This is a genomic window from Actinoallomurus acanthiterrae (assembly GCF_054775715.1).
The window spans coordinates 1,421,386-1,446,165 of sequence record NZ_BAAHCO010000001.1; the positions used below are offsets into that span (position 1 = coordinate 1,421,386).

Genomic DNA, 24,780 nt, shown 5'->3' on the forward strand with positions numbered 1-24,780 from the left:
GGCCAGGTTCCTTTCCCACTTGACGCAGACGTTTCAGGGATCTTGCAATACCCTCTCGGATAAATCTCACCTTCCTGGCAGATCAGGACATACAGGTCGAGGGGGAGAGATCCGGTGAGCGGTCATCGTCGTGCCCCCCGCCCGGCCGGACGCAGCAGACGCGTCTGGGCCGTCGCGGGCGCTCTCGCAGTGGTCGTCGCGGTCGGTGCCGTAGCGGCGTTCGCCTTCCTCCGTACGGGCGACAACGCCCGGCACGCGGCGTCGTCGAAGGAGGGAAGCGGGCCGCAGAACTCGCCCATGAGCGCCCCCGGAGGCAACGAACGCGACGTCGTCCCCGACGCCTGCACCGCGCTGAGCCAGAAGGTCGCCGACGACCTCGCCCCGAGCGCCGACCGTACCGAGATGGACCAGGCCAACCAGTCCGACCAGCACAGCGAGTGCGCGTGGAGCCTCTACGGCGACACGGGCCGGCAGTTGACCGTCGAACTGCGCGCCATGAGCGCCCAGGGCAAGAGCAACGCGACCGCCGTCGCGGCCCAGACGTTCGGCGCGGAGTGGGAGTCCGACCGCACGGGCAAGGACCTCGGCGACACCGTCGAGGTACGTGACAGCCGTGGCGTCAGCGGCGTCGGTGAACAGGCGTACGTGGTGTACACCGTGGACAAGGGCGAGGTCGGAGCGGCCGTCGCCAACGCCCGCCTCGCCAACGTCCTCGTCACCGTCCACTACTCCGGCAACGACGGCCAGAACGACGCCGCGAAGCCCCTCCCGTCCTCCGACGCCACGAACGGCGCCCTCTCCGCGGCCCGAGACGTCATCTCCAAGCTCCAGTCCCAGTCCTGACCCGGCCGCCCGGCGCCACTCGGCACGCGCGTCGAGGGCCGTGATCGGTCCTGGCTCGGTCGTACGGTGGCGGTCGGTACGCCCGCCGAACGCCTGACCTGGGCCGTACGGTGGCGGTCGGTGCGTGGGTCGAGGGTGCTGATCGGTCCTGACCTGGCCGTACGGCGGCTCGGTACGCCGGAGATGGCCGTGATCCGTCCTGGCCGGACCGTACAGCGGCCGTCGGTACGCCTGCCGAACGTCCTGACCGGGCCTGACCCGGCCGGACCGGTGCTGTGGGCGCGCTACGCTCATAGGTCGTGCTGGTCTTGGCTTTCGACACCGCTACCGCCGCGGTCACCGTCGCCCTGAGCGAGGGCACCTCCGGCGACGTTCGCCTGCGCGCCGAGTCGAACGCGGTCGACCGGCGGCGGCACGCAGAGGTGCTCGCCCCCGCGATCGCGACCGTGCTCGACGAGGCCGGGGTGACCCGGTCCGACCTGTCGGCCATCGCGGTCGGCGTCGGCCCCGGGCCGTACACCGGGCTCCGTGTCGGTCTGGTGACCGCCCGCGCGCTCGGCGCCGTCCTCGGCATCCCCGTGCACGGCGTCTGCACCCTCGACGTCCTCGCCTGGCAGTCCGGCCGTACGAGCCCCTTCGTCGTGGCCACCGACGCCCGGCGCAAGGAGGTCTACTGGGCGCGCTACGACACCGCCGGCGCCCGCGCCGCCGGGCCCGCCGTCGGCAAGCCCGCCGAGGCGGCCGAGCCGGGCCTGCCCGCGGTCGGGGAGGGCGCGCTGCTCTACGCCGACACGCTCGCCGGGCAGGAGCCCGCGCTGCCGTCCGCGGCCGCGCTCGCCGACCTGGTGATCACCCGGCTGAACGGCGGCGACGGCCCCGCGCTGGTGCCGCCCGTCCCGCTGTACCTCCGCAAGCCCGACGCCCGCGAGCCCGGCCCGCGCAAACGGGTGACGCCGGCATGACGCTGCGCCCGATGACCGCCGACGACCTGCCCGACGTCCTGGCGCTCGAACCCGTCCTGTTCCCCGAGGAGTCCTGGTCCGAGGACGCCTACCGTGAGGAGCTGGCCGACCTGAGCGGCACGCGGCACTACGTCGTGATCGAGGACGAGGACGGGTGCTTCGCCGGCTGGGCGGGCCTGGCCGCCGTCGGTGACCAGGCCGACGTGCTGACCATCGGCGTCCGGCCGGAGTCGCAGGGCCGGGGGTTCGGCACCCGGCTGCTGGCCGCGCTGCTGGGGGAGGCCGCCGCCCGCGGCTGCCCCGAGGTGTTCCTCGACGTGCGCGCCGACAACGACCGGGCGCGGCGGTTGTACGAGCGGTTCGGCTTCACCCAGGTCGGCATTCGCAAGCGCTACTACCAGCCGTCCGGGGTGGACGCGATCGTGATGGTCCGTGACGCGCGGCGGAGCGGAGTGCCCGCCGGACAGGAAGTGGGAAAATGAAGGACGAGCCCCTGGTCCTGGGGATCGAGACGTCCTGCGACGAGACGGGCGTCGGGATCGTACGCGGCCACACGCTGCTCGCCGACGCCATCGCCTCCAGCGTCGACGAGCACGCGAGGTTCGGCGGGGTGGTCCCCGAGGTGGCGTCGCGAGCCCACCTGGAGGCCATGACACCGACCGTCGACCGCGCCCTGGCCGACGCCGGCGTGACCCTGAACGACGTCGACGCGATCGCCGTCACCGCCGGTCCCGGGCTGGCCGGTGCCCTTCTCGTCGGCGTCGCCGCTGCCAAGGCGTACTCCCTCGGCCTCGGCAAGCCGCTGTACGGCGTGAACCACCTCGCCGCCCACGTCGCCGTCGACCAGCTCGAACACGGCGCCCTGCCGAAGCCGTGCGTGGCGCTGCTCGTCTCCGGCGGCCACTCGTCGCTGCTGCTCGTCCCCGACGTCGCCACCGACGTACGCCCGCTCGGCTCCACGGTCGACGACGCCGCCGGCGAGGCGTTCGACAAGGTCGCGCGGGTGCTCGACCTCGGCTTCCCTGGCGGCCCGTACATCGACCGCGCGGCCCGCGAGGGCGACCCCGGCTCGGTGTTCTTCCCGCGCGGCAAGTACGACGACGGCACCTACGACTTCTCCTTCTCCGGCCTCAAGACCGCCGTGGCCCGCTGGGTCGAGGCCCGTGAGCGCGCCGGCGAGCCGGTCCCGGTCGCCGACGTCGCCGCGGCCTTCCAGGAGGCGGTCGTCGACGTGCTGACCAAGAAGGCCATCGCCGCCTGCAAGGACAACGGGGTCTCCCACCTGCTCGTCGGCGGCGGCGTCGCGGCCAACTCCCGGCTCCGCGCGCTCGCCCAGGAGCGCTGCGACGCGGCGGGCATCCGGCTGCGGGTGCCCCGCCCGAAGCTGTGCACCGACAACGGAGCGATGGTCGCGGCACTCGGCTCCGAGCTCGTCGCCTCCGGCCTAACCCCCTCAGACCTCGACCTGCCGGCTGACTCCTCCCTCCCGATCACCCAGGTCATGGCGTAGAACGGGTCTTGCTCGTTCTCAGCAGTTTCGCGATATCCTCAAGTTCCGTTAGCAGCGGAACTGGCTAATTTCCCGAGTATCGACGCAGGGCCGGGGGTCGGCATGGCGTCCAAACAGGGTGCGATCGATCTTGATGATCCGCCGGAGCGCGAGGTCGATGTTCTTCGTCGAACTCTCGCCCTCCTACGTGACCATCTACCACCAGGTTGGTCGGTTAGGGTCAAGGAAGACGCGGTGATCGCTGATCGCCGGATCGATGCCTTCGTGGAGTTGACCGGGCCTGATCAGACGAGAGCCGTCCTCGTGGTCGAGGCGAAGCGGTCCGTCGTGACTCGTGATCTCTCGGGAGTGCTGGAGCAGGTCCAGTCGCACATCCATCACTACGCGGGGGCGGCTGCACCTTTGTTGGCCGCGCGCTACCTTCCGCCCTCGGCGCGGGCATGGCTGGAAGAGCGTGGAGTCTCCTACGTTGATGCGACCGGCAATCTGCGGGTGGTGCTTGAGCGGCCGGCGTTGTTCCTACGAGACGTCGGCGCCGATCGCGACCCCTGGCGAGGTCCGGGCCGCCCGCGGGGAACCTTGCAGGGTCCCCCGGCCGCACGGGTTGTCCGTGCGCTTGTGGACTTCGCCCCGCCGATCAGTGTGCCGGAGCTGGCTCGGCGCTCTGGGGCTTCAACGGGAGCAACTTACCGTGTGGTCGAATTCCTGGAGCGCGAGGCACTCATCGAGCGAACTCCGAGAGGGCCCATCAGCGCGGCACGGTGGCGGGGGCTCATCGAACGGTGGAGTGAAGACTACGGGTTCCAACGCAGCAATACAGTGAGCGCCTATCTCCAGCCGAGAGGCCTGTCTGCTGTTTTGGACAGCTTGACGGCCTCTCAGGAGCTACGATACGTGATCAGCGGATCACTCGCTGCCTATACTTATGCTCCTTATGCTCCTCCGCGCCTGGCCATGATCTATGTGGACGATCCGGACCGGGTCGCGGAGCGACTAGGACTGCGGTCGGTCGACTCCGGGGCCAACACTCTGCTCGCGACAGGTGATTACGGTGTCGTCTTCGACCGGCCTGTGGAAACCGGCGGCTTGAGATTCGTAGCCCCAAGCCAGGCCGCAGTCGATCTCCTCACCGGACCGGGGAGGAGCCCTGCCGAGGCGCATGCCCTCCTCGACTGGATGGAGAAACATGAAAGCGACTGGCGACGTCGACCTTCTGATCGCCGCACGTAGCGCGTTGCTGGACGCCCTTGAGGCACTCCACGACCACCTGTCTTCAGTCATCGTGATCGGTGCACAAGCGGTCTACATGCATACGGGCGCGGCACCGGTCGCGCTGGCAGAGGCGACGAAGGACAGTGACCTGGCTCTGGATGCTCGCGCCCTGATGGATCAGCCGTTGCTCGAAGAGACCATGCGGGCCGCCGGTTTCGAACTCGATCGGCAGCCCGGTACGTGGCTGAACGCGGACGGAGTACCAGTTGACTTAATGGTTCCTGATGCCCTCGCCGGCCAGACTGGTCGACGCGGAGCACGCATTCCACCTCACTCGAAGCACGCGGCTCGTCGGGCAGTCGGGCTGGAAGCAGCCGTCGTCGACTATGCGCCGATGGAAATACGCTCCCTATCATCGGATGATGATCGTGTCTTCGCTGCCAAAGTCGCAGGCCCCGCTGCGCTCCTGGTCGCAAAGCTGCACAAGCTGGGGGAGCGGCAGGGAACACCAGGGCGCTTGGTGGACAAAGACGCCCACGATGTGTATCGGCTCCTGGTCGCCGTACCGACTGCCGATCTCGCTTCAAGGATCGAATACCTGAAGTCGGATGAACTGGCGGGGCCTGTCACCGAGCAGGCCATGGCGTTCTTCGCGGAGCTCTTCGCCGCCGGTAATGACGCTCTGGGCTCGCTCATGGCCGGACGAGCAGAGGAAGGAGTCGGCGAGCCGCTGACCGTCTCGGCGTCTGTTGCGTTCCTCGCTCAAGATCTTCTGGCAGCGATCGGCTGGGCCGTGGGATGAGCGATTACGGATGCCGTCGTTCTGGCGAACGTACAGCACTCCCTCCCTCCCGATCACCCAGGTCATGGCGTAGCGCTGCGTCCGGCTCGTGGCCCTGCCGGGTCACGGGCGCGGTGCCTGCCACCGGGTGTCGATCCGGCCGTGTCGCATTCGGCCTGCCAGGCGGACGTGCAGCGTCTCGGGCGTGTCGTCACCCGAGTCCCTGCTGATCGCTAGCGCGCTGTGCCGTACCGACAGCTCGTTGGCGTCCACCACCATGCCCGGCGCGAGGACCAGCTCCACGTTGCCGCCGCGCACCTTCAGCTCGATGACCAGCTCGGGCCCGCTGCGCACCGCGCTGGTCAGGTCCAGCATCACGTCGCACCACGCGGTGCGCAGCGCCAGCCGGTGCGGCAGCGTCCACCGGCCGTCGCGGCGCACCGAGCCGTGCTTCTCCTTGATGGTGAGCAGCTCGGCGGCCGGCGCGGCCGGCGTGAGGGCGCCGTCGCCGCCCGGCGCCGCGATCAGATCGGCGGTGAGCGGGGTCAGCGCGTCGACGGTGCGGGCGGCCAGCGCCGCGTCCAGCCGCTCGTCGAACTCGGTAGGGTCGAGCCGGCCGTCGGCGACGGCGGCGTGCAGCAGTTCGATGACCCGGTCGCGGTCCGCGTCGGACGCGCGCAGCACGGGTGAGCTGGGCGGATCTTCCGGCATCCGGCCTCCTCGGCGGCGAAGTGGTGGCACCGCGCCACCGAAATTGCTGACTGGTCGGTCTGAGGAGACAGATTCTCAGGCGATTTTACGGCGGTAGGTGGTCATGGCGAGGGCGTACGCGACGATGAGGATGCCGAGGCACCAGGCGAGGGCGGTCCAGACGTCGGTGTGGACCGGCTGTTGCGCGAACAGGCGGCGGATCGTGTTGACGACGGATGTCACGGGTTGGTTGTCGGCGAAGGCGCGCACCGGGCCGGGCATGGTGTGAGTGGGCACGAACGCCGAGCTGATGAAAGGCAGGAAGGTGATCGGGTAGCCGAAGGCGCCCGCGCCGTCCGTGGTCTTGGCGGTCAGGCCGGCGATGACGGCGATCCAGGTCACCGCCAGGGTGTACAGGATGATGATTCCGGCCACCGCGAGCAGTGCCGGCACCCCCGCGCCTGAGCGGAATCCCATGATGAGGGCGACGAGCACGACGATCACGAGCGAGATCAGGCTGGAGACCACTGAGGTCAGCACGTGAGACCACAGCACGCTCGAGCGTGCGATCGGCATGGACTGGAATCGCTCGAAGATTCCGTTCTTCATATCGATGAAGAGCCGGAATGCGGTGTAGGAGGTGCCCATCGCGATCGTCATGAGCAGGATTCCGGGCAGCAGGTAGTTCACATAGTGCTGCGAGCCGGTGTGGATCGCGCCGCCGAACACGTACACGAACAGCAGCATGAGGGCGATCGGCATGATCGCGACGGTGATGATGGTGTCCAGGCTGCGCGTGATGTGGCGCATGGTCCGGCCCGTCAGCAGGGCGGTGTCGCCGAAGAAACGCGTGGTCATCTCTGTTCCTCGGTGGTCCGTGCCGACGTTGGGTCGTCGCCGATGATGGCGAGGAAGACGTCTTCGAGGGTCGGCTGTTTCTCGACGTACTCGACCTTGGCGGGCGGGAGGAGCCGTCTCAGTTCGTCGAGGGTGCCGTTCGCGATGATCCGCCCCTGGTGGAGGATCGCGATCCGGTCGGCGAGATATTCGGCCTCGTCCAGATACTGCGTGGTGAGCAGCACTGTCGTGCCCTGCCCGGCGAGCTCTTTGACGCTGTTCCACACTTCGACGCGAGATTGAGGGTCGAGCCCGGTGGTCGGTTCGTCCAGGAAGATCACCGGCGGACTCCCGACGAGGCTCATGGTGATGTCCAGGCGACGGCGCATGCCCCCGGAATACGTCGACACCCTTCGCCCGGCCGCGTCGGTGAGCTGGAAGCGGGCCAGCAGGTCATCCGCGACCCGGCCGGGGTCCGCCACCCGCCGCAACCGGGCCATCAGCACGAGGTTCTCTCGGCCGGTGAGGATCTCGTCCACGGCCGCGAACTGCCCGGTGAGGCTGATGGACTCCCGGACGTTCGCCGGTTGCGCGGCGACGTCGAAGCCGCCGACGGTGGCCGTCCCCGCGTCGGACCTGAGCAGGGTGGACAGGATTCTCACGACCGTGGTCTTGCCGGCGCCGTTGGAGCCGAGCAGGGCGAAGATGCTGCCCGGCGCCACGGCGAAGTCCACGCCGCGCAGCACGCGCAGTTCCTTGTAGGACTTCTCAAGACCCTGCACGCTGATCGCCTGTGTCGTCATCGGGGATCTCCCTTCGCCGGCCGGTGGCGGTGTCACTCGCAGAACACCTGGATCTTGCTGCCGGGGTCGTCGACGTCGACGATGACGTCGCCGAGGTGCTCGATGAGCTCCTCGATGTGCTGCGGCTTGAGCTCGGCGAGGTCGATCGGCACCCCCGCCTTGTCCAGCTCCGCGTTGGCCTTGGCGAGCGCCTGTGGAGGGATGAGGCTCGCGAGCCGGACCCCGGCGCGCAGCAGCTGTAGCGGGACCCGGACGTTGATCCGGCCCGCCCCGTCGCCGCCGGAGTCGTCCGCCCAGCTCATCACCACGCGCAGGTACTTGGGCCGGCGGTTCGGGCGGGACTCGCCCGCCGGCGGCGACTCGGGCTGTGCTCGTTCGAGGGCCTCGATCAGCCGCTCGGCCTCGTCTGCGGTGATCTTGCCTTCGGTCAACATCTGCAGGATCTGGCGACGCTGCTCGTTCATCGCTGCTCTTTTCTCTGACTCATCTGACGCTTACCAGCACGGCCGTCCGGCCCTGCTCGAACTCGAACCGGGTGCCGGGCAGCGCCCACAGCAGTCGCCCGATGCCGCGCAGCGCGCCCACCGGGCTCACCCGGAAGACGAGACATGCGACCAGCCCGCCCAGCACGGCGAGCAGCAGCAGCGGCGACAGCACCAGCACTACCGGAACGACGGGGACGTACAGCCGCAGCCAGCGGCCATTGCGACGGCGATGGCGTACCGTCACCAGCTGCGGGATCATCGGGACTTCTCCAGCTCGGCCAGGGCCTCCTGGACGCTGATCTCCCCCCGGCGCAGGCGGTCGACGACGTCGGCGCCGGTGGGCGCCGGGTCGATGTCGACGAAGTCGAGCTGCTCGGCGATCCGGTTCAGCCGGGACTTGACCGTCGGGTAGCTCACTCCAAAGACCCGCTCCATCTCCTTGATCGAGCCGTGCGACCGTACGAACGCGGCGACGAACACCTGGTCGTTGACGCTGAGCTGAGCCAGCTGCGGCGGCTCGAACTGCCCCTCGACCGCGACGCCGCTGCCGACCAGGCGGATCCGCTCGACCACGAACGGCCGTCCCTGCGTCAGGTCCGTCAGTTCCTGCCAGTCCACCCTCGGCCCCTCACTCTCGGCGGTATGCCCGTCGTTAAGTTGTATCTTGACTTTCTTAAGCCGTCAACGTGGATGACTTGATTATCTTAATTTGATCTTGAACGATCTGAATCATCTGCTTCGACGTCCGCCAACCGTGTCTCCGGTGTCACAAGCGCCCTCGCCAACACGTCGAAGGCGCCCCTCCGGTGTGGGTAGCCGGACGGGGCGCCTTCGCGTCGCGTGGTGGTCAGGCGCTGACAGCCTTCTTGTAGAGGCGGGTCGCCAGCGGGATGAACACGACCAACATGACGGCGATCCAGAGCAGCGAGACCGGAACGGCGTGCTGGAGGGGCCAGGCGTTCGAGGTCTTCAGCGCGGCGCTGGTGTTGCCGAAGAGTTGGCGTGCGGCCTTGGTAAAGGTGGAGACGGGGTTCCACTCGGCGACGACGCGCAGCACCGTGGGCAGCTTGGAGCTGTCGAGGTAGGCGTTGGAGATGAACATCAGCGGGAACGAGACCATGGTCGCGATGTTGTTGAAGCTCTCCGGCGTACGGAGGGCCAGCGCGACGGTCGCGGTGACCCAGGAGAACGCGTAGGCGAACAGCAGTAGCAGCCCGAACCCCAGAACGGCCTCGAACGGCGAGGTGTGCACCCGCCACCCGACGACCAGCCCCATCCCCGCCATGACGACCAGGCTGGCGACGTTCATCAGCAGGTCGCTGACGGTCTGGCCGATCAGCACCGCGGACGGGGCCATGGGCAGCGAGCGGAACCGGTCGAAGATGCCCTTCTGCAGGTCCAGGGTCAGCGTGTAGCCGGTGGTCTGCGCGCTGATGAGCACGGCTTGGACGAAGATGCCGGGGAGCAGGAACTCCCGGTACGACATCCCCGGGATGTTGATGACGCTGCCGAAGACGTAGGCGAACATCAGCACGAACACGATGGGGAACATGACCGCCGCGCCGAGCAGGTCCGGCGATCGCCGGATCTTCAGGGTGTTGCGCTTGGCGATGGTCCAGCCATCGACGATGGGCATGGTGAGCGCGTTCATCGGGTGGCCTCCTGGACCTGCTCTTCGGCGCCGGACGCGTGGCGCCCGGTCAGGGTGAGGTAGACGTCGTCGAGGGTCGGCCGCCGCAGCCCGGCGTCCCGGACCCGGACTCCCTCCTCGGCCAGCCGGCCGAGGACCTGGCGGAGCGCCTCGGGTCCGTCGGCGACCGGGGCGGTGATGTGCAGCGACTCCGGCACGCTCTGCATGGCGCCGGCGGCGACCCAGGCGAGTGCCTGCCGGGCGGTCTCCAGTTCGGCGGCGCTGGTCACGGTCAGCTCGACGCGGTTGCCGCCGACCTGGTCCTTGAGTTCGTCGGCGGTGCCGCGGGCGATGGCGCGTCCGTGGTCGACCACCATGATGTGGTCGGCGAGGTGGTCGGCCTCTTCCATGTACTGGGTGGTCAGCAGCAGCGTGCTGCCGCCCTTGACGACTTCGGAGATGGTGTCCCACAGCGCGGCGCGGGCGCGGGGGTCCAGGCCTGTGCTGGGTTCGTCCAGGAACAGCACCGGCGGCTCGGCGACCAGGGCGCCGGCGAGGTCGATGCGGCGGCGCATGCCGCCGGAGTAGCCCTTGACCGGGCGGTCGGCGGCGTCGGTGAGGTCGAAGCGTTCGAGCAGCTCGCGGGCGCGGGCCTTGCTGCGCTTGACGCCCAGGTGGTACAGCCGCCCGACCATCTCCAGGTTCTCGGCGCCCGTGAGGTGGTCGTCGACGGCGGCGTACTGGCCGGACAGCCCGATGCGGGAGCGCAGCCGCCGGGCGTCACCGACGACGTCGCATCCGGCGACGGTGGCGTGGCCGCCGTCCGGCGGAAGCAGCGTGGTCAGGACCCGTACCGTCGTGGTCTTGCCGGCGCCGTTCGGGCCGAGCAGGGCGAGCACCGTCCCTTGCGGGACGGAGAAGCTCAGCCCGTCCAGAGCGGTCACCTCGCCGTATCGCTTGACCAGTCCTTCGGCTGTGATCGCGTCGTTCATGAGGGATCTCCTTGCTGGGGTCAGGGGATGGTGCGTCAGGACGCGGTGTGCCGCGCCGATGGCGGCACACCGCCCTGGATGGGAGGGGATCAACGGGGATCGGGGTAACGCCCGGGCCTCTGCCAGGGGAGTACGGGGCGAGGCGAACGGGTGACCGGGCCTCGTGACGCTGCGGGGGTCACGGAATCGGGCGAAAGATCGCAGCCCGGTCAGAAGGTGTGGGGAAGTGGGGCGCGGGCCGGTGCCCGCCGGGGATCAGGTGTCAGATCGGCGTCCCTCTCGTACGGCTCAGTCCTGAAGGGTCGGGGTGGCGCGGCGGATCACGATGTCACCGAGTGAGGTGCGGGCGCGGACCTCCACGGTCCGGTCGGCCTCCCCGGGGCCGTCGGTCGTGTCCAGCATGTTGCGCACGCTTCCGGCGGTGGAGTGCACGTCGAGCCAGGCCGCGGTGCCCTCGCGGACACCGACCTCCAGTTGACCGGCGGAGGTCTGCATGACGACGGTGCCCTGAGAGACCTCACCGATGCGGATCTTGCCCGCTGAGGTCTTCGCCTCGATGTCGGCATGCGCCCGGTCGATCACGATGTCACCACTGGCGGAGCGGATCTGGATGTCACCGGCGGCCTCGCCGACCCAGGTGGCCCCGGAGGAGGTCTTGATCGTCACGGCGCCGTCGGCGTGGCGGAGGCGTACCTCGCCGACACCTGTAGTGATCTTCACGTCGCCCGCCACGCGTCCGGCCGTGACGTCCCCGCCGCCGGTCTTGGCCTGCAGCGTGCGGGCGTCCTCGATCCAGATGCCGCCGGCACCGCTGGAGAGCTCACAGTCGCCGAGCCGTCCTTCGCAGTGGATGCTGCCCAACCCGGATGAGGCGTGCAGGTCAGAGCCTGCGGGGAGCTCGACGTCGACCTGGACGGCGGCGTCCTTGCCGGGGCCAAGGATCATGCTGGCGCGCCTCCTCGGCCCTTTGACCAGCAGCCGTCCGTCGGTGTATTCGACCTTGGTCTCCTCCGCGGCTCGGACGTCGCTCGCCTTCGACGCGTCGGCGGGCCGAACCTCGACGACGGTGTCGGTGCGGTCGGACGCGGTGATGCGGAACTCACCGATGAGGAGAACGTCGACTGTTGCGGAGATCGGCTCCGGGCTGGCGAATGTGGGCATGATGCTGCCTTTCGGGTCGCAGGGTCGATGACCCCGCCGTTGATCGGTGGTGGTGAAGAGGGCCCAGGTCAGCGGGCCCAGCCGGTGTAGCGATTACCGCCGCGCGGAGACGAGCGCCTGCGGACGTCCTGCTCGCGGTCCGTTCGCTCCACGGCCTCGGCGATGGTGCGGACGAGCCAGGCGTTCACCGAGAGCCCTTCGCGGTCGGCGATCTGCTCGGCCCTGGTCTTCAGCTCTTCGGGGAGGCGGAGGCTGATCCGGGAGACGGCGCTGTCCTTGGTGCTGTACGACACCGGTGGAGCGGGCTCCATCTCCGGCGCCGCCGCGACGGCGGTGTCTCCCTCCGTGCCGCCGGGAGGCGGCTCCACGACGAACTCCGGCTCGCCCCTGCGGAGGCGCACGTCCACCGAGCCGGGCGCGAGCTCTCGCGTGATCTCCTCGGCGGCGGTCGACAGTGCCTCCAGCAGGACGAGCCGGACCGCCGACTGCAGGGGCGCGGTGAGGCGCTCGGCGAGCTCGCGGGCCTCATCGCCGCCGGTCTCGGCGGCGACCGCGAGCTCCTGGCGAAGCTGGGCGACGTACGACTCCAAGTGCATGACGTCAGCATGGCACACCATTTGGCGTCATGACAACACCGAAGTGACGTCATCTTGACGTCACGATGGCTCCCATGGTGGTCGCTTGGCGTCACCCGCCGGTCGGCGGCGGGCCGGCGAGGCGATGTGATGTGGCCCACTGATGCGGTTCAATTATTCGGAATATTCTGATTCGCCGCGCGACGAGGACACGTCCCGTTAACCGCAGAAGGGCTGATGGCGGCACAGATGTACGCGCAGGTCAGAACAAGTACATCTTTCAATTGTTCCCCTGTTAGATCGCTGGCCGGGTCCGGACAGGCGTGCGGGGGTTGAATCGCGGATTTCGCCGCCATAACATCCGTGACTGCAAGGACTTCACGACGAAACAAGCTGTCAGAGTCTTTGTGGAAAGGTCCCATCATTAAGGCGAGGGAACGCCCAAAAGGCCGACTCTCGTCACGCCGAAATGGCTGTCGAACACAGCCCGGCCTGGCAAGGAGGTAGGAATGCGCATGCCTGATTCGCTGTGTACCGGAGGACGGCGGTTCGCCGCGGTGACCGCCCTGGGGGCGGCCGCCATGGTCGCCGGCCCCGCCGCGATGGCGGCACCGACCGCGCCGTCGACCTGGCCGCAGGGCGTCTACACCCTGTCCGTCAGCCCGGTCGAGAGTGGAGAAACTGCTCGTACGGCCGTCCTGACCTGCGATCCAGACGGTGGCACCCACCTCGCCCCGTCGGCGGCCTGCGACCAGCTTCGCGGCGTCGAGGGGCGGATCGCCGACCTGCCCGAGGGGACCGGCGCGTGCACGCTGATCTACGCGCCCGTGCGGGTGACCGCGCAGGGCCGGTGGAACGGTAGTTCGCGTCGCTATGCGCGGACGTTCTTCAACCGCTGCGCGGCGATCCGCGCGACGGGAGGCGTCATCTTCGCCTTCTGACGGAGAAATTCCAGGTCGACCGGGATGTCATCCGGTCACTTCACGAGCGTTCCTGGACGTCGGCTCGGGACGGCGGGGTCCCGAGCCGACGGAGCTCCGCGCCAAGCGGTGATATCGCTGAATGGCGATTTCGCCGTACCTCCATCCTGTCTTGTTCTGCATCGCCGAATTCATCGGCGCACGCCACAAAGAGGTGGACATGCGACGCATTTTTCTTTCCATTTGCACGCTATTCGTAACGACGATGACCATGGCCGGTGGCGCGTACGCCGCCACGGAACCGGCCGGGGAGTCGACGCTCGTCACCTACACGCGGACCGGCGGGTTCGCCGGCTTCAGTGACACGGTGACCGTCGACACGGCGGGCGTGGCCCGCGCGTCGTCCAGACCGACGGAGATCACCCTCAGCGCCACCGAGCTCGACGGCCTTCGCGCGAACCTGGACCGGATCCGGACCTGGTGGTCCTCGCCGGCAGGCTGCGACATCGCCGACCACATCGCCTACTCGATCACGTACGGCGAGAATCGGGCGCGCAGGTGCCACGTCGTACCGCGAGACTGGCAGCCCGCCGTCTCCCAGCTCGACGACCTGCTGACGCGGGTCCGGGCGGGACGGTCCACCGGGGCCTGAGCCAGCCAACGGTCACCAGAACGTGGGCGGGTACGGCCGGAGGGGGACGTACTCGCCCATGACCGAGCCCCGCGCCATTCCGGCGCGGGGCTCGGCGCCTGAGAGGGACGCGACGCCGTCCGGACTGAGGACGAGGGAAGACGACGCCCGAGGGCGCCGTGACGTCATCATGACGTCACCTCGCCCCGCGCGAGTCGGTCCCGGTGTGAGACGGAAGCCGGTGGGTCAGAAGCGGGCCGGGGCGCCGAGGTCGGCGAGGGCGTGGTCGAGCAGGTCCTCCAGGGCCGGGATGTCGCGGGCGGCGATCGTCCGGTCGGGCTGCTCGGGGAGCAGGTCGAGGACCGTGCGCAGGTCCCAGTACGGGTCGTGGCGGTAGCCGCCGGACACCTGGTCGAAGCAGGCGGAGAACCGGTCGGCGACCGCGATGTCGTACCGGAGGGCCAGGGCGCGGCGCATGTGGGCGATGTCGATGGCGACCGGGCCGTACGTGGCGGTGGACCAGTCGACGATGCCGGTCAGCCGGCCGCCCGCCCACAGCGTGTTGTCGGGGTGGTAGTCGCGGTGGATGAAATGCGGCACGGCGCCGGGGGTGGGGCCGGCGGCGACGTCCAGCGCGTGTTCCCACAGTGCCGGCCGGCGGGCGTGCCGCGGGGCGAGCCTGATCTCGAGCCGGTTGTACGGGCGGTAGGGCGGCATCGTGGCCGCCCCCGCGACCGTGTGCACGGGGAGCAGCGCGGCCGCCAGCTGGATGAGGTATTCGGGCAGCTCGGTGGGGGAAGGCCGGGGCGGATGGCCGGGCAGCCGGGTGATCAGCAGCGCGGGGACGTCACAGTGGGCGCCGGAGGGGTCCGCGGCGACGAGCGTGGGCGTGGGGATCTCGCACGCGGTGAGCAGGGTCAGCGCCGCGATCTCGACCTCGGGGGAGAAGTCGATGTCGATGACGGGCCAGCCGGACGACGCCCAGCGCCGCAGCACCAGGCGGTGCACGGTGCCCGAGCGGCTCTCCGCCAGCACCGCGTGGTTGACATGGGCCAGGCCGCCGACGATCGGCCGGACCATTTTCACCTCACTGCCGGGCCCCAGGCATTTTTCGATCCAGCGCAGCGTGGCAGCGCTCGGCGGATCGGAGAGCGTGGGGAAGGTCACGGCCCCCATCAAAACGGATTCGGCCGAGGATCGGTAGTGATTTTATCGATGCGAGATAGTGCGAACGGCATGTCCTTGCGGGTCGGCCGTACAAATTGCGGTTAATGGGGGAATGTTGACGAAGTGGCCGCTCTAAGGTGATTTGCGAGCGGCCACCCCATCAGTCCTTGCCGTCGCGTCGCGGCCGGAGCAACGCCTCGGCCAGCGCCAGCATCGTCTCCTCCAGCGTGACGAGCCGCTTCATCAGATCCTCATGGACGGTCGTCACCTGCTTGGTCACGTCGTGCTGCACGCCGGTGACCCGCTGGGTGACGTCGTCGTGCACCCCCACGACCTGGCGCAGGAGATCCTCGCGCAGCATCTCCATGTGCTTGGTCAGGTCGACGCGGGAGGCGTCGATGACCTTCGTCAACGTCTCCTCGGTCTCGTCGCGGTCGGGCCGGGCGCGCAACTCGTCGATCAGCGGGTCGACCGCCTCGGACAGGCGCTTCTCCAACGCGTCGAACCGGTCGGTGGGGTCGATGAACGGGCGGTCGCCGATCGCGGCGATCTTGCGATGCAGCTCGGTGATCTCCAGCGTCACCGGCAGCCGGTCGATCTGCTGGTCGACGCCCTCGACACGGTCGCAGGCCCCGTCGACCTTGGCCTCCAGAGCCTGAAAATGCCCCTCGACCCCGCGCAGCTTGCCGGACAGGCCCTCCAGGCGGCCGTCGATGCCGTCGAGGCGCCCGCCGACGCCCTCGACCCGGCCGTTGACCGCCTCGAGGCCCTGCTCGACGCGCTCGGCCATGTCGCTCAGCGACTGGTCGACCTTGCCGGCCACGCCGTTGATCTCATGCTCGAGCTTCTCGGACCGGTGCCCGAGGTCCGCGAGGGTCTTGTCCAGCCGGTTGAACCGGACCGACGCGGCCTCCATCGTGCCCGCGAGCCGGTCGAGACGCTTGGTCAGGTCGTCCATCTGCTGGGCGGCCTGCAACGTCGCGTCGGTGATGCTCCGGCTGGAGTCGAGCACGGCCTGGATGCGGGCCAGGCCCTCGTCGACGTTCTCGGCGATGACGCCGACGTCGGCCCAGAGAGAGGGCAACTCGGCGACGGGCTTGACCCGCTCGCCCACCGACTCGATGTGCTCGGCCAGCCCCTCGGCCCACTCCGGAGGCTTGCCGAACAGCTCGTCGACCTGCCCGCGGACGGTGTCGAGCTGGGTCGTCAGCCCGGTGAGCTCACGCTCCCGGACCTCGCGGAGCAGCCACTCTATTCCCTCCAACCGCTGGTGGATCTCGTCCAGGAGCTGCCCCGTCGACCGCTGCTCATAGACGTGATCTTGCGCCGCGCGGGCTAGCAATTCTCGCATTCGGTCCGAGACCGGCTGACCCCCTGTCTGCAGGAAGTTGTGATTGGTGTCCACCCGGGTGCTCCTTCGTTTGCCCTGCCGGAAATGGCGGCGGCGTGGATCGCGAGGAGACACTCTATTGAGCGAACCAAGGTCATCGAGCCGAAGAAAAGAAATTCAGGGAAAAGAGATTCTTAGCCGCCTACGGCAAATTGCCCTTTTCAGGCGCGACGGTGCCGGCCCTCGTACGAGAGCCCCGCCGGAGGGCCGCAGACGGCGGCGACCTGCCCGGTGCCGCGCCAGATCAAGCGGTCGAGCTCCCCGCGCCCGAGGAACACCCCGCGACAGCGGGAGCACTCCTCGAACACGATGCCGCCTCGCTGGAAAGTCACCATTCCGGCACCGCACTTCGGACACCGCAGTACGGCGTCGGCCATCGTTCAACCCCCGTGTTCGCCCGCGCCCGCCCGGCGCGCCCCCGTCATCGCGCCCGCGGCGCGGCCTTCCGGTCGCCAAGAGTAGTCAGCCGGACACGGTCACGACCGTGGTCTTTGCCGGACTCTGGCGTGTCGCCCATCACGCGCGCCCCAGAGAGGCGGTCCGGCCGTGGCAACACCCGGTGGTCGCCCCACGAACGTGGGTCGCGCGGTACGCGACGCGGCGCGAGCGGTGCCGGGCCGCGACGGGCAGTGCCGCGCGGACGACGGGTGGGCGATGCGCGGTACGCCGCATGGGACTCGGGGGACCCGGCGCGAGCGGCGCCCGGTGTCGTCTTGCTCAGGCCTCGCGGCAGATCAGGGCGGTCGGGGCGTCGCCTACGCGGGTGAGCACGAGGACGCGTTCCTCGGGGCCGTCCGTGCGGAGGTCGCGGCGCAGTCGTTCGACGTCGCCCGCGAAGCCGCGCTTCTTGATCGTCAGGGTGCCCGTCCGGTGTTGGCGCAGCGCCGCCCGTACCCGCTTCACCGCGAACGGCAGGACGTCCAGGATCTCGTACGGCCGGGCGAACGGCGTCGTCAGCAGTGCGTCCGAGGTGATGTAGGCGATCCGCGGGTCGGCCAGTGCTCCGTCGAGCCGGGCCGCGACCTCGGCCACCAGGTGCGCCCGGACCACCGCGCCGTCCGGTTCGTACAGATAGCGGCGCCAGCCGGCGATGGAGGGCGGCCCGAGATCGGGCTCGGCCGTCAGAGTGGCGGGCTCGCGGCCCTGCCGCAGGACGGTCGCCCGGCGTCGTACGTCGCCGGCCAGGTCACCCAGCCACAGCGCCGCCTCTTTCACCTCGCCGCCGTCGGAGATCCATTCGGCCTCAGCGCCCGGGGGCACGGCCTCATGGGGAATGCCCGGCGCCACCTTGACGCAGGCGCCGGGCGCTCGTCCGGCGATGGCGAGCACCGTGCCCAGCGGCGGCAGGTACGCCTCCGGGTCGAAGACCCGCCCGCGGGAGGTCCGGCGGCCGGGGTCGGCGAAGACCGCGGCGTGCCCTTCCGGGTCCTGCGCGGTCGCGTCGCCCTGCCGTACGTCCGCCAGGTCCTCCAGGGCGAAGGCGCGGAGGTTCGCCCGGGCGACGGCGGCGGTGAGCGGGTCCAGCTCCACGCCGAGGCCGCCGACGCCCGCGCGGGCGCGCGCCAGCAGATCGCCGCCGATGCCGCAGCCCAGGTCGAGCACCGTGCCGCGTGGGGCGAGGCCGCCGAGCCGGTCGGCGAACCGCCGCGCCCGGTGCCGGGCTACGCCGGCCCGGGTCGCCTGCTCGAGCCCCTGCGGCGTGAAGTACATGCGGTCCGCGTCGGCCCCGAACTTGGCCCGCCCGCGCACGCGGAGCCGGGCCTGCGTGAGCGCGGCGCCGACCAGCTCCGCGGGGTGGCGGGCGCGCAGCCGGGAGGCGGTGGCGAGGAGTGTGCGCTCGTCGACGTCGGCGGCGCCGATCTCACCGAGGAGTTCCTGGCCTTCGGGGGTGAGCAGCCCCTGAAATGCGGCGATGTCCACCCGACGACCGTAGTGGCCGCGCGGCCGCGAACCGTACCCGGGCGGGCCGCGGCTGGACGGTCGCGGACCGTACCGAGCCACTGGCGGGCTGCCGGCCGGGCAGGGTGCCGACCGTACCGGGCGCCACCAGGTGGATCGCAGGCTGGGCGGGTGCGGGCCCATGCCGGGTCACCGCCGGTTGGTGGCCGGGCGGGGGCGGACCGTACGGGGCCGCCACGTGGGCCTTGGGGTGGGTGGCCGCGGGCCGTGTCGGGACGCCGGGCAAGCTTTGACCAATGCCGCATATAACGACAGGTCGGCGGCGCGCGGGGGTCCGTGTTGACGCGTTCCCGGCCACGGCATAATCTCCAACTTGGCACTCTCCCCATGAGAGTGCCGATCAAGCGACAGGCTGGTCTGGCACCCGCGACGGCAGGCCACCGTGGTCGCGTCTCCAACATGCGGCTGGCCGATCCGGTCGGCCGAGGATACGCAATCGAAGGGGAAGGTCAGATCGTGTCGACCGCCACCAAGGTTGTTCTCAAGCCGCTCGAGGACCGCATCGTCGTCCAGCCCCTCGAGGCCGAGCAGACCACCGCGTCGGGTCTGGTGATTCCCGACACGGCGAAGGAGAAGCCCCAGGAGGGCACTGTTCTCGCCGTCGGTCCGGGTCGCTTCGACGACAAGGGCGAGAAGCGCGTCCCGCTCGACGTCAAGGTCGGGGACGTCGTCCTCTACAGCAAGTACGGCGGCACCGAGGTCAAGTACAACAACGAGGAGTACCTCGTGCTGTCGGCCCGCGACGTGCTCGCCGTCGTCGAGAAGTAAGACCCACGAGATGCGCTGCCCCGGTCGTCCCCTGTGAGGGCGGCCGGGGCTGTGCACGTCCACGGACACCCATACTTGGAGCTTCCCAATGCCGAAGATCCTGGAGTTCGACGAGGACGCGCGCCGCGCCCTTGAGCGCGGCGTCAACGCCCTCGCGGACGCCGTCAAGGTGACGATCGGCCCGCGTGGCCGCAACGTCGTCATCGACAAGAAGTGGGGCGCCCCCACCATCACGAACGACGGTGTCACCATCGCTCGTGAGGTGGAGCTCGACGACCCGTACGAGAACCTTGGCGCGCAGCTCGCCAAGGAGGTCGCCACCAAGACCAACGACATCGCGGGTGACGGCACCACCACCGCGACGGTCCTGGCGCAGGCGCTCGTCCGCGAGGGGCTGCGCAACGTCGCCGCCGGCGCGTCGCCGATCAACCTCAAGCGCGGCATCGACGCCGCCGCCAACTACGTCGCCGAGCAGCTGCTCAAGTCGGCCCGCGAGGTCGACGACAAGGAGTCGATCGCGCACGTCGCGACCATCTCCGCCCAGGACGCCAAGATCGGTGAGCTCATCGCCGAGGCGTTCGACAAGGTGGGCAAGGACGGTGTGATCACCGTCGAGGAGGCCCACACGATGGGCCTGGAGCTGGAGTTCACCGAGGGTCTCCAGTTCGACAAGGGCTACCTGTCGCCGTACATGGTGACCGACCCGGAGCGGATGGAGGCGGTCCTCGAGGACGCCTACATCCTCATCCACGACGGCAAGATCTCCAACGTCACGGAGTTCCTGCCGCTGGCCGAGAAGGTCGCCCAGACCCGTAAGCCGCTGCTGATCGTCGCCGAGGACGTCGAGGGCGAGGCCCTCGCGCTCCTGGTGCAGAACAAGCTGCGCGGCACGTTCGTCAGCGTCGCGGTGAAGGCGCCGGGCTTCGGCGACCGCCGCAAGGCGATGCTGGAGGACATGGCCGTCCTCACCGGCGGCCAGGTCGTCACCGAGGCCGTCGGCCTCAAGCTCGACGGCGTCGACCTCGACGTGCTGGGCCGCGCCCGGCGGGTGACCGTCACCAAGGACGCCACCACCGTCGTCGACGGCGAGGGCGAGGCGGCCGCGATCGAGGACCGGATCCGTCAGATTCGCCGCGAGATCGAGGGCAGCGACTCCGACTGGGACCGCGAGAAGCTGCAGGAGCGCCTGGCGAAGCTGGCCGGGGGCGTCTGCGTGCTGCGCGTCGGCGCCGCCACCGAGGTGGAGCTGAAGGAGAAGAAGCACCGCCTCGAGGACGCCATCTCCGCCACCCGCGCGGCGATCGAGGAGGGCATCGTCTCCGGCGGCGGCAGCGCGCTCGTGCACGTCGCCAAGGAGGGCTTCGACGCGCTCGGGCTGTCCGGCGACGAGGCCACCGGCGCGGAGGCCGTCCGCCGCGCGCTGGTCGAGCCGCAGCGCTGGATCGCCGAGAACGGCGGCAACGAGGGCTACGTCGTGGTCTCCAAGGTCGAGGCGCTGCCGGTCGGCTCCGGCTTCAACGCCGCGACCGGGGAGTACGGCGACCTGATCGCCCAGGGCGTCATCGACCCGGTCAAGGTGACCCGCTCCGCGGTCAGCAACGCCGCGTCGATCGCCGGCATGCTGCTCACGACCGAGGCGCTCGTCGCGGACAAGCCGGAGGAAGAGCCGGACGCCGCCGCGGGCGGGCACGGCCACGGTCACGGCCACTGATCATCGGTACGGCCGTTACGACGGCCGGCGGATCGCGGATGCCCTCGCCACGGGACGTGGCGGGGGCATCTGTCGTTCCGGGAGGCCCGTTCTCTGACTGTCTGTAGTCGTACAGTCACGATGAGAGATAAATGCGGGTGGGGATCAGTACTGTGACCATTCCGTTGTCATCAACGATGGAGACAGGCGCGATCTCGGTGGGCATCATGCTTTCGTGACCGAGGGAGCGATCGCCGGGGCCGCGGTTCGGGGTGCTGCCGACGAAATACGGGGGAGACGTCCGGCGAAAGCCGACGACAACGAGCTCAGAGAACTCACGAGTCTTGCCGTCCAAGGCGACCCGGAGGCGGTCGAGTCGCTGATCGGACGGGTTCGCCCCATGGTCGTGCGCTACTGCAGGGCGCGGCTAGGACGGGTGTCGGGGCAGTACCACATCGCGGACGACGTGGCCCAAGAGGTGTGCATCGCCGTGCTCGGGGCGCTGCCGCGCTACCGCGACATGGGCCGGCCGTTCGCCTCGTTCGTCTTCGGCATCGCGTCGCACAAGATCGCGGATGCGCTGCGCAGCGCGATCCGTGCCGCCGTGCCGACCGAGGACCTGCCCGACGGCCCCGACGAGCGGCCGGGGCCCGAGGAGACGGTCGTCCGGTACATCGAGGCCGAGCGCGCGCGGGACCTTCTCGACCGGTTGCCGGATCATCAGAAGGAATTGGTGCTTCTGCGGGTGGTGGCGGGTCTGTCCGCCGAGGAGACCGGTAATGTACTCGGCATGTCAGCCGGGGCCGTCCGCGTCGCCCAGCACCGGGCTCTGGCCCGTCTTCGAGCGATGGCGAGTGAGGAGTCGATCGCTTGACCGGTGGGGGTACCGCCACTCCCGAGCCGCTCGACCTCAGTGAGATCAGCCGTAGCGGCGACCTGTTCGACGCCTTGGCCGGGCGCCGCGTCACCGATCCGGGTGCCGGATTCGAGCCGTCCGACGATCCGGCCGCGCGCCTGCTGGCCGCCCTGGCCGCAGACGTCGACGCGGGCGCGCCGCCGCTGCCGGCGCCTCCACCGCGCGTGTCGTGCGGGGGCTCGAAGGCGTCAGGCCGCCCGGTCGTCCGGGCGTTCGTCACGTTCGGCGCGGTCTCGGTCCTGTTGACGACGGCGGGCGCCGCCGTCGCGGGCGGCGGAGGCGATCACGGATCGAAGGCCCACCCGCCCTCGGCCCGCCACGAGATCTCGGAACGCTCCAGGGCTCGCCTCGAGTCGGTCGTCCGGGCCTTCCCCGGCGGCGTGCGTCCGCGCCGGCCGAACGCCCACCGCGTCACCCCACCCGTCCGGGACCAAGACGTCCGAAGCGCCGACGAAACCGCCTGCGGGAACCCCGGCGAAGGGACACACCCCCGGCAACTTCGGGCCGCCGTATTCCCGGCCGCACGCTCCGAAGCACGGACACTCGACCAGCTCGTCGCCGACGCCGTCCCCGAGCGCGCCGACCGGCTCCACCCCGAGCCCGTCCACGTCCCCCACCACGTCGAATCCGTCGGGCGAGACGTCCGCCACGGACCCCGGCGGGTCGCGGCGCCGCAGCGCCCTGACCGAGAAGCGCTCTTCGAAGACCGGCCGCGCGTCAGGGGATCGCGACCGCCGGTAGCCGGCGGGGGCCTTCAGCCCTTGGGGCCTGTCCAGAGGTCCCCGTCCGTAGCGAGCGCCGCGCAGTGGGGCAGCGGGACTTCGAGAGAGGTCCTCAGTTGGAGTGGCCTTCCTCACTGTCGATGACGCCGTCCACGTAGCCGCGGGCGTACTCCCAGCTGACGTAGTCCTCCGGGGCGGCGGCGATCGCGGGCTCGTGGACGCGCGGCAGCCCCTCGTCGAGCAGGTGACGCAGGTTGCCGTGCAGGAGATCCCAGTCGATGTGGTGGGCCCTGCCGCAGTCGCCGCAGTCGACCGTCAGCCCCTTGATGCCCAGTGGCTCGAGCAGGGCGCGAAAGACCTCCAGGTCGGCGAGGTCGGCCAGCACGTCCTCCCGCTCCGTCGTGCTCAGCGGAGCGGTCTCGTCGCTCGGATCGCCGAGCGCGGCGGCCGGGTCCTCGGGATCGTTCGCGAACGGGTCGAGCGGAGCGTCATCGTGCACAAACCCACGCTACCCGAGTAGTGGCCGCCGATTCGTTCCTTGTCACGACCCTTCGCGGGCGTTAGGAGGCCCCGACTAGGATGGGGTCAACGCTTCGCTGATCAGGCCCGACATCGCGACCCTTCCGGATGATGCCCATGACTTCCGCGCCCGAGTCCGCCAAGTTCGCCCCGCAGGGCCTCACGTACGACGACGTGCTGCTCGTGCCCGCGTACTCCGATCTCGCGCCGGGCGACGCCGACACGGCGACGCGCCTGTCGCGGTCGATCACGTTGCGCATCCCGCTGGTGTCCGCGGCGATGGACACCGTCACCGAGGCGCGGATGGCCGTCGCCATGGCGCGGCAGGGCGGCCTCGGCGTGCTCCACCGCAACCTGCCGATCGACGAGCAGGCCCAGCAGGTCGACCTGGTCAAGCGCTCCGAGGCGGGCATGGTCAACAACCCGGTGACCTGTTCGCCGGACGACACGCTCGCCGACGTCGAGGCGCTGTGCGCCCACTACCGGATCTCCGGTGTCCCGGTGACCGACGCCGACGGCGTCCTCGTCGGCATCGTCACGAACCGGGACATGCGGTTCGAGACGGACGCCGCGCGCCCGGTGCGCGAGGTGATGACCAAGATGCCGCTGGTCACCGCGCCGGTCGGGGTCTCCCGTGACGAGGCGTTCGGGCTGCTGCGCGCCAACAAGGTGGAGAAGCTCCCGCTCGTCGACGGCGCCGGCCGCTGCGCGGCCTGATCACGGTGAAGGACTTCACCAAGAGCGAGCAGTACCCCTTGGCGACGAAGGACGCGGCCGGGCGGCTCGTGGTCGGCGCGGGCGTCGGCGTGGGGCCGGAGGCCGAGCAGCGCGCCAAGGCGCTGATCGAGGCCGGCGTCGACGCGCTGGTGGTGGACACCGCGCACGGTCACTCGCGCGGCATGATCGAGATGGTCGCCAAGCTCAAGGCCAACAGTCACGTCGACGTCATCGCGGGCAACGTCGCGACCAGGGCCGGGGCGCAGGCCCTCGTCGACGCGGGCGCCGACGCGGTGAAGGTCGGCGTCGGCCCGGGCTCCATCTGTACGACGCGTGTGGTCGCCGGTGTGGGCGCGCCCCAGGTCACCGCGATCTACGAGGCCGCGCTGGCGTGCGCCCCCGCCGGGGTGCCGGTGATCGGCGACGGCGGCCTGCAGTACTCCGGCGACATCGCCAAGGCGATCGCCGCGGGCGCCGACACGGTGATGCTGGGATCGCTGCTCGCAGGCTGCGAGGAGAGCCCCGGCGAGCTGATCTTCATCAACGGCAAGCAGTACAAGACCTACCGGGGCATGGGCTCGCTCGGCGCGATGAAGAACCGCGAGCGCGGCGGATCGTTCAGCAAGGACCGCTACTCCCAGGACACGGTCGCGAGCGAGGACAAGCTGATCCCCGAGGGCATCGAGGGCCAGGTGCCCTACCGGGGTCCGGTCGCGGCCGTCGGTCACCAGCTCATCGGCGGCCTGCGCCAGGCGATGTGGTACACCGGCTCCCGCACGGTCGCCGACCTGAAGGCGAACGGCGTGCTGATGCCGATCACCGGGGCGGGCCTGCGGGAGAGCCACCCGCACGACATCCAGATGACCGTCGAGGCCCCCAACTACCAGGTCCGCTGAGAGT

27 protein-coding genes and 1 pseudogene are annotated in these 24,780 nt (G+C 69.9%); 12 read left to right on the forward strand and 16 right to left on the reverse strand.

All coding sequences use genetic code 11. The features are described 5' to 3' along the window. Positions 1 to 114: 114 nt before the first annotated feature. From ACYVF7_RS07105 to ACYVF7_RS07130, 6 genes are all read left to right on the forward strand, one after another. Positions 115 to 843, forward strand: coding sequence for a hypothetical protein (locus ACYVF7_RS07105; protein WP_460336656.1), 729 nt, complete (start codon positions 115 to 117; stop codon positions 841 to 843). A gap of 299 nt (positions 844 to 1,142) precedes the next feature. Further along, a complete protein-coding gene (gene tsaB / locus ACYVF7_RS07110; protein WP_460336659.1) occupies positions 1,143 to 1,805 on the forward strand; it encodes a tRNA (adenosine(37)-N6)-threonylcarbamoyltransferase complex dimerization subunit type 1 TsaB in 663 nt (220 codons plus the stop codon). Further along, entirely contained in the window at positions 1,802 to 2,287 is a 486-nt protein-coding gene (gene rimI, locus ACYVF7_RS07115; protein ID WP_460336662.1) for a ribosomal protein S18-alanine N-acetyltransferase, read from the forward strand. The genes tsaB and rimI overlap by 4 nt, the downstream gene beginning before the upstream one ends. Next, complete coding sequence (gene tsaD, locus ACYVF7_RS07120; RefSeq protein ID WP_460336665.1) at positions 2,284 to 3,315, forward strand: tRNA (adenosine(37)-N6)-threonylcarbamoyltransferase complex transferase subunit TsaD; 1,032 nt, start codon at positions 2,284 to 2,286, stop codon at positions 3,313 to 3,315. Before rimI ends, tsaD begins: the two co-directional genes overlap by 4 nt. Positions 3,316 to 3,417: 102 nt before the next feature. After that, positions 3,418 to 4,545, forward strand: a complete 1,128-nt coding sequence (locus tag ACYVF7_RS07125) for a hypothetical protein (RefSeq protein ID WP_460336667.1) — start codon at positions 3,418 to 3,420, stop codon at positions 4,543 to 4,545. Further along, on the forward strand, positions 4,502 to 5,329 hold the full coding sequence (locus ACYVF7_RS07130) for a hypothetical protein (protein WP_460336671.1): 828 nt from the start codon (positions 4,502 to 4,504) through the stop codon (positions 5,327 to 5,329). The genes ACYVF7_RS07125 and ACYVF7_RS07130 overlap by 44 nt, the downstream gene beginning before the upstream one ends. 102 nt (positions 5,330 to 5,431) lie before the next feature. On the opposite strand, the gene ACYVF7_RS07135 is transcribed toward ACYVF7_RS07130, so the two are convergent. The 10 genes from ACYVF7_RS07135 to ACYVF7_RS07180 all read right to left on the reverse strand — a co-directional run bounded on the left by ACYVF7_RS07135 (position 5,432) and on the right by ACYVF7_RS07180 (position 12,502). Beyond that, positions 5,432 to 6,019 (reverse strand): DUF1707 SHOCT-like domain-containing protein, encoded by a 588-nt coding sequence (locus ACYVF7_RS07135; protein ID WP_460336674.1) that lies wholly within the window; start codon positions 6,017 to 6,019, stop codon positions 5,432 to 5,434. Between the two features lie 75 nt (positions 6,020 to 6,094). Next, positions 6,095 to 6,856, reverse strand: coding sequence for an ABC transporter permease (locus tag ACYVF7_RS07140; RefSeq protein WP_460336676.1), 762 nt, complete (start codon positions 6,854 to 6,856; stop codon positions 6,095 to 6,097). Next, positions 6,853 to 7,638: an ABC transporter ATP-binding protein gene (locus tag ACYVF7_RS07145; RefSeq protein ID WP_460336678.1), complete on the reverse strand. Its 786-nt coding sequence runs from the start codon at positions 7,636 to 7,638 to the stop codon at positions 6,853 to 6,855. The genes ACYVF7_RS07140 and ACYVF7_RS07145 overlap by 4 nt, the downstream gene beginning before the upstream one ends. A gap of 32 nt (positions 7,639 to 7,670) precedes the next feature. After that, positions 7,671 to 8,102, reverse strand: a complete 432-nt coding sequence (locus ACYVF7_RS07150) for an SHOCT-like domain-containing protein (RefSeq protein ID WP_460336681.1) — start codon at positions 8,100 to 8,102, stop codon at positions 7,671 to 7,673. Between the two features lie 19 nt (positions 8,103 to 8,121). Then, complete coding sequence (locus tag ACYVF7_RS07155) at positions 8,122 to 8,382, reverse strand: hypothetical protein (RefSeq protein ID WP_460336684.1); 261 nt, start codon at positions 8,380 to 8,382, stop codon at positions 8,122 to 8,124. Beyond that, the gene (locus ACYVF7_RS07160) at positions 8,379 to 8,741 is read right to left on the reverse strand and encodes a DUF2089 domain-containing protein (protein ID WP_460336687.1); all 363 of its coding nucleotides are present in this window, start codon (positions 8,739 to 8,741) and stop codon (positions 8,379 to 8,381) included. Before ACYVF7_RS07160 ends, ACYVF7_RS07155 begins: the two co-directional genes overlap by 4 nt. Positions 8,742 to 8,970: 229 nt before the next feature. Next, positions 8,971 to 9,774 (reverse strand): ABC transporter permease, encoded by an 804-nt coding sequence (locus ACYVF7_RS07165; RefSeq protein WP_460336690.1) that lies wholly within the window; start codon positions 9,772 to 9,774, stop codon positions 8,971 to 8,973. Next, entirely contained in the window at positions 9,771 to 10,745 is a 975-nt protein-coding gene (locus tag ACYVF7_RS07170; protein WP_460336693.1) for an ATP-binding cassette domain-containing protein, read from the reverse strand. The genes ACYVF7_RS07165 and ACYVF7_RS07170 overlap by 4 nt, the downstream gene beginning before the upstream one ends. A gap of 288 nt (positions 10,746 to 11,033) precedes the next feature. Beyond that, positions 11,034 to 11,906 (reverse strand): DUF4097 family beta strand repeat-containing protein, encoded by an 873-nt coding sequence (locus ACYVF7_RS07175; RefSeq protein WP_460336696.1) that lies wholly within the window; start codon positions 11,904 to 11,906, stop codon positions 11,034 to 11,036. A 68-nt stretch (positions 11,907 to 11,974) separates the two neighbouring features. Next, positions 11,975 to 12,502, reverse strand: a complete 528-nt coding sequence (locus ACYVF7_RS07180) for a hypothetical protein (RefSeq protein WP_460336699.1) — start codon at positions 12,500 to 12,502, stop codon at positions 11,975 to 11,977. A gap of 488 nt (positions 12,503 to 12,990) precedes the next feature. On the opposite strand from ACYVF7_RS07180, the gene ACYVF7_RS07185 reads away from it, so the two are divergent. Beyond that, a complete protein-coding gene (locus tag ACYVF7_RS07185) occupies positions 12,991 to 13,422 on the forward strand; it encodes an SSI family serine proteinase inhibitor (RefSeq protein WP_460336702.1) in 432 nt (143 codons plus the stop codon). A gap of 244 nt (positions 13,423 to 13,666) precedes the next feature. Continuing rightward, a complete protein-coding gene (locus ACYVF7_RS07190; protein WP_460336704.1) occupies positions 13,667 to 14,053 on the forward strand; it encodes a hypothetical protein in 387 nt (128 codons plus the stop codon). 225 nt (positions 14,054 to 14,278) lie between these two features. Here ACYVF7_RS07190 and ACYVF7_RS07195 read toward each other — a convergent pair whose 3' ends face one another. The 4 genes from ACYVF7_RS07195 to ACYVF7_RS07210 form a co-directional block, all read right to left on the reverse strand. Beyond that, the gene (locus tag ACYVF7_RS07195) at positions 14,279 to 15,199 is read right to left on the reverse strand and encodes a phosphotransferase family protein (RefSeq protein ID WP_460336707.1); all 921 of its coding nucleotides are present in this window, start codon (positions 15,197 to 15,199) and stop codon (positions 14,279 to 14,281) included. A 160-nt stretch (positions 15,200 to 15,359) separates the two neighbouring features. Next, positions 15,360 to 16,604, reverse strand: a complete 1,245-nt coding sequence (locus tag ACYVF7_RS07200) for a hypothetical protein (protein ID WP_460336710.1) — start codon at positions 16,602 to 16,604, stop codon at positions 15,360 to 15,362. 146 nt (positions 16,605 to 16,750) lie between these two features. After that, positions 16,751 to 16,966, reverse strand: a complete 216-nt coding sequence (locus tag ACYVF7_RS07205; RefSeq protein ID WP_460336712.1) for a TFIIB-type zinc ribbon-containing protein — start codon at positions 16,964 to 16,966, stop codon at positions 16,751 to 16,753. 340 nt (positions 16,967 to 17,306) lie between these two features. Then, a complete protein-coding gene (locus ACYVF7_RS07210; RefSeq protein WP_460336714.1) occupies positions 17,307 to 18,509 on the reverse strand; it encodes a class I SAM-dependent methyltransferase in 1,203 nt (400 codons plus the stop codon). A gap of 495 nt (positions 18,510 to 19,004) precedes the next feature. On the opposite strand from ACYVF7_RS07210, the gene groES reads away from it, so the two are divergent. The 3 genes from groES (at position 19,005) to ACYVF7_RS07225 (ending at position 21,880) form a co-directional block, all read left to right on the forward strand. Further along, positions 19,005 to 19,316: a co-chaperone GroES gene (gene groES / locus ACYVF7_RS07215; protein WP_425542373.1), complete on the forward strand. Its 312-nt coding sequence runs from the start codon at positions 19,005 to 19,007 to the stop codon at positions 19,314 to 19,316. A gap of 88 nt (positions 19,317 to 19,404) precedes the next feature. Continuing rightward, a complete protein-coding gene (groL, locus tag ACYVF7_RS07220) occupies positions 19,405 to 21,027 on the forward strand; it encodes a chaperonin GroEL (RefSeq protein WP_460336716.1) in 1,623 nt (540 codons plus the stop codon). A gap of 265 nt (positions 21,028 to 21,292) precedes the next feature. After that, positions 21,293 to 21,880, forward strand: a complete 588-nt coding sequence (locus ACYVF7_RS07225) for a sigma-70 family RNA polymerase sigma factor (protein WP_252841151.1) — start codon at positions 21,293 to 21,295, stop codon at positions 21,878 to 21,880. 230 nt (positions 21,881 to 22,110) lie between these two features. Here the strand turns inward: ACYVF7_RS07225 and ACYVF7_RS07230 are convergent, their stop codons facing one another. Together ACYVF7_RS07230 and ACYVF7_RS07235 are read right to left on the reverse strand one after the other, a co-directional pair. After that, positions 22,111 to 22,572: a hypothetical protein gene (locus ACYVF7_RS07230; protein ID WP_460336719.1), complete on the reverse strand. Its 462-nt coding sequence runs from the start codon at positions 22,570 to 22,572 to the stop codon at positions 22,111 to 22,113. 184 nt (positions 22,573 to 22,756) lie between these two features. Further along, on the reverse strand, positions 22,757 to 23,143 hold the full coding sequence (locus ACYVF7_RS07235) for a DUF5319 domain-containing protein (protein WP_360892247.1): 387 nt from the start codon (positions 23,141 to 23,143) through the stop codon (positions 22,757 to 22,759). Positions 23,144 to 23,274: 131 nt separating this feature from the next. Between ACYVF7_RS07235 and guaB the strand changes: the two are divergent. Continuing rightward, positions 23,275 to 24,776, forward strand: a pseudogene (guaB, locus tag ACYVF7_RS07240) (IMP dehydrogenase). The last annotated feature ends 4 nt before the right edge of the window (positions 24,777 to 24,780 follow it).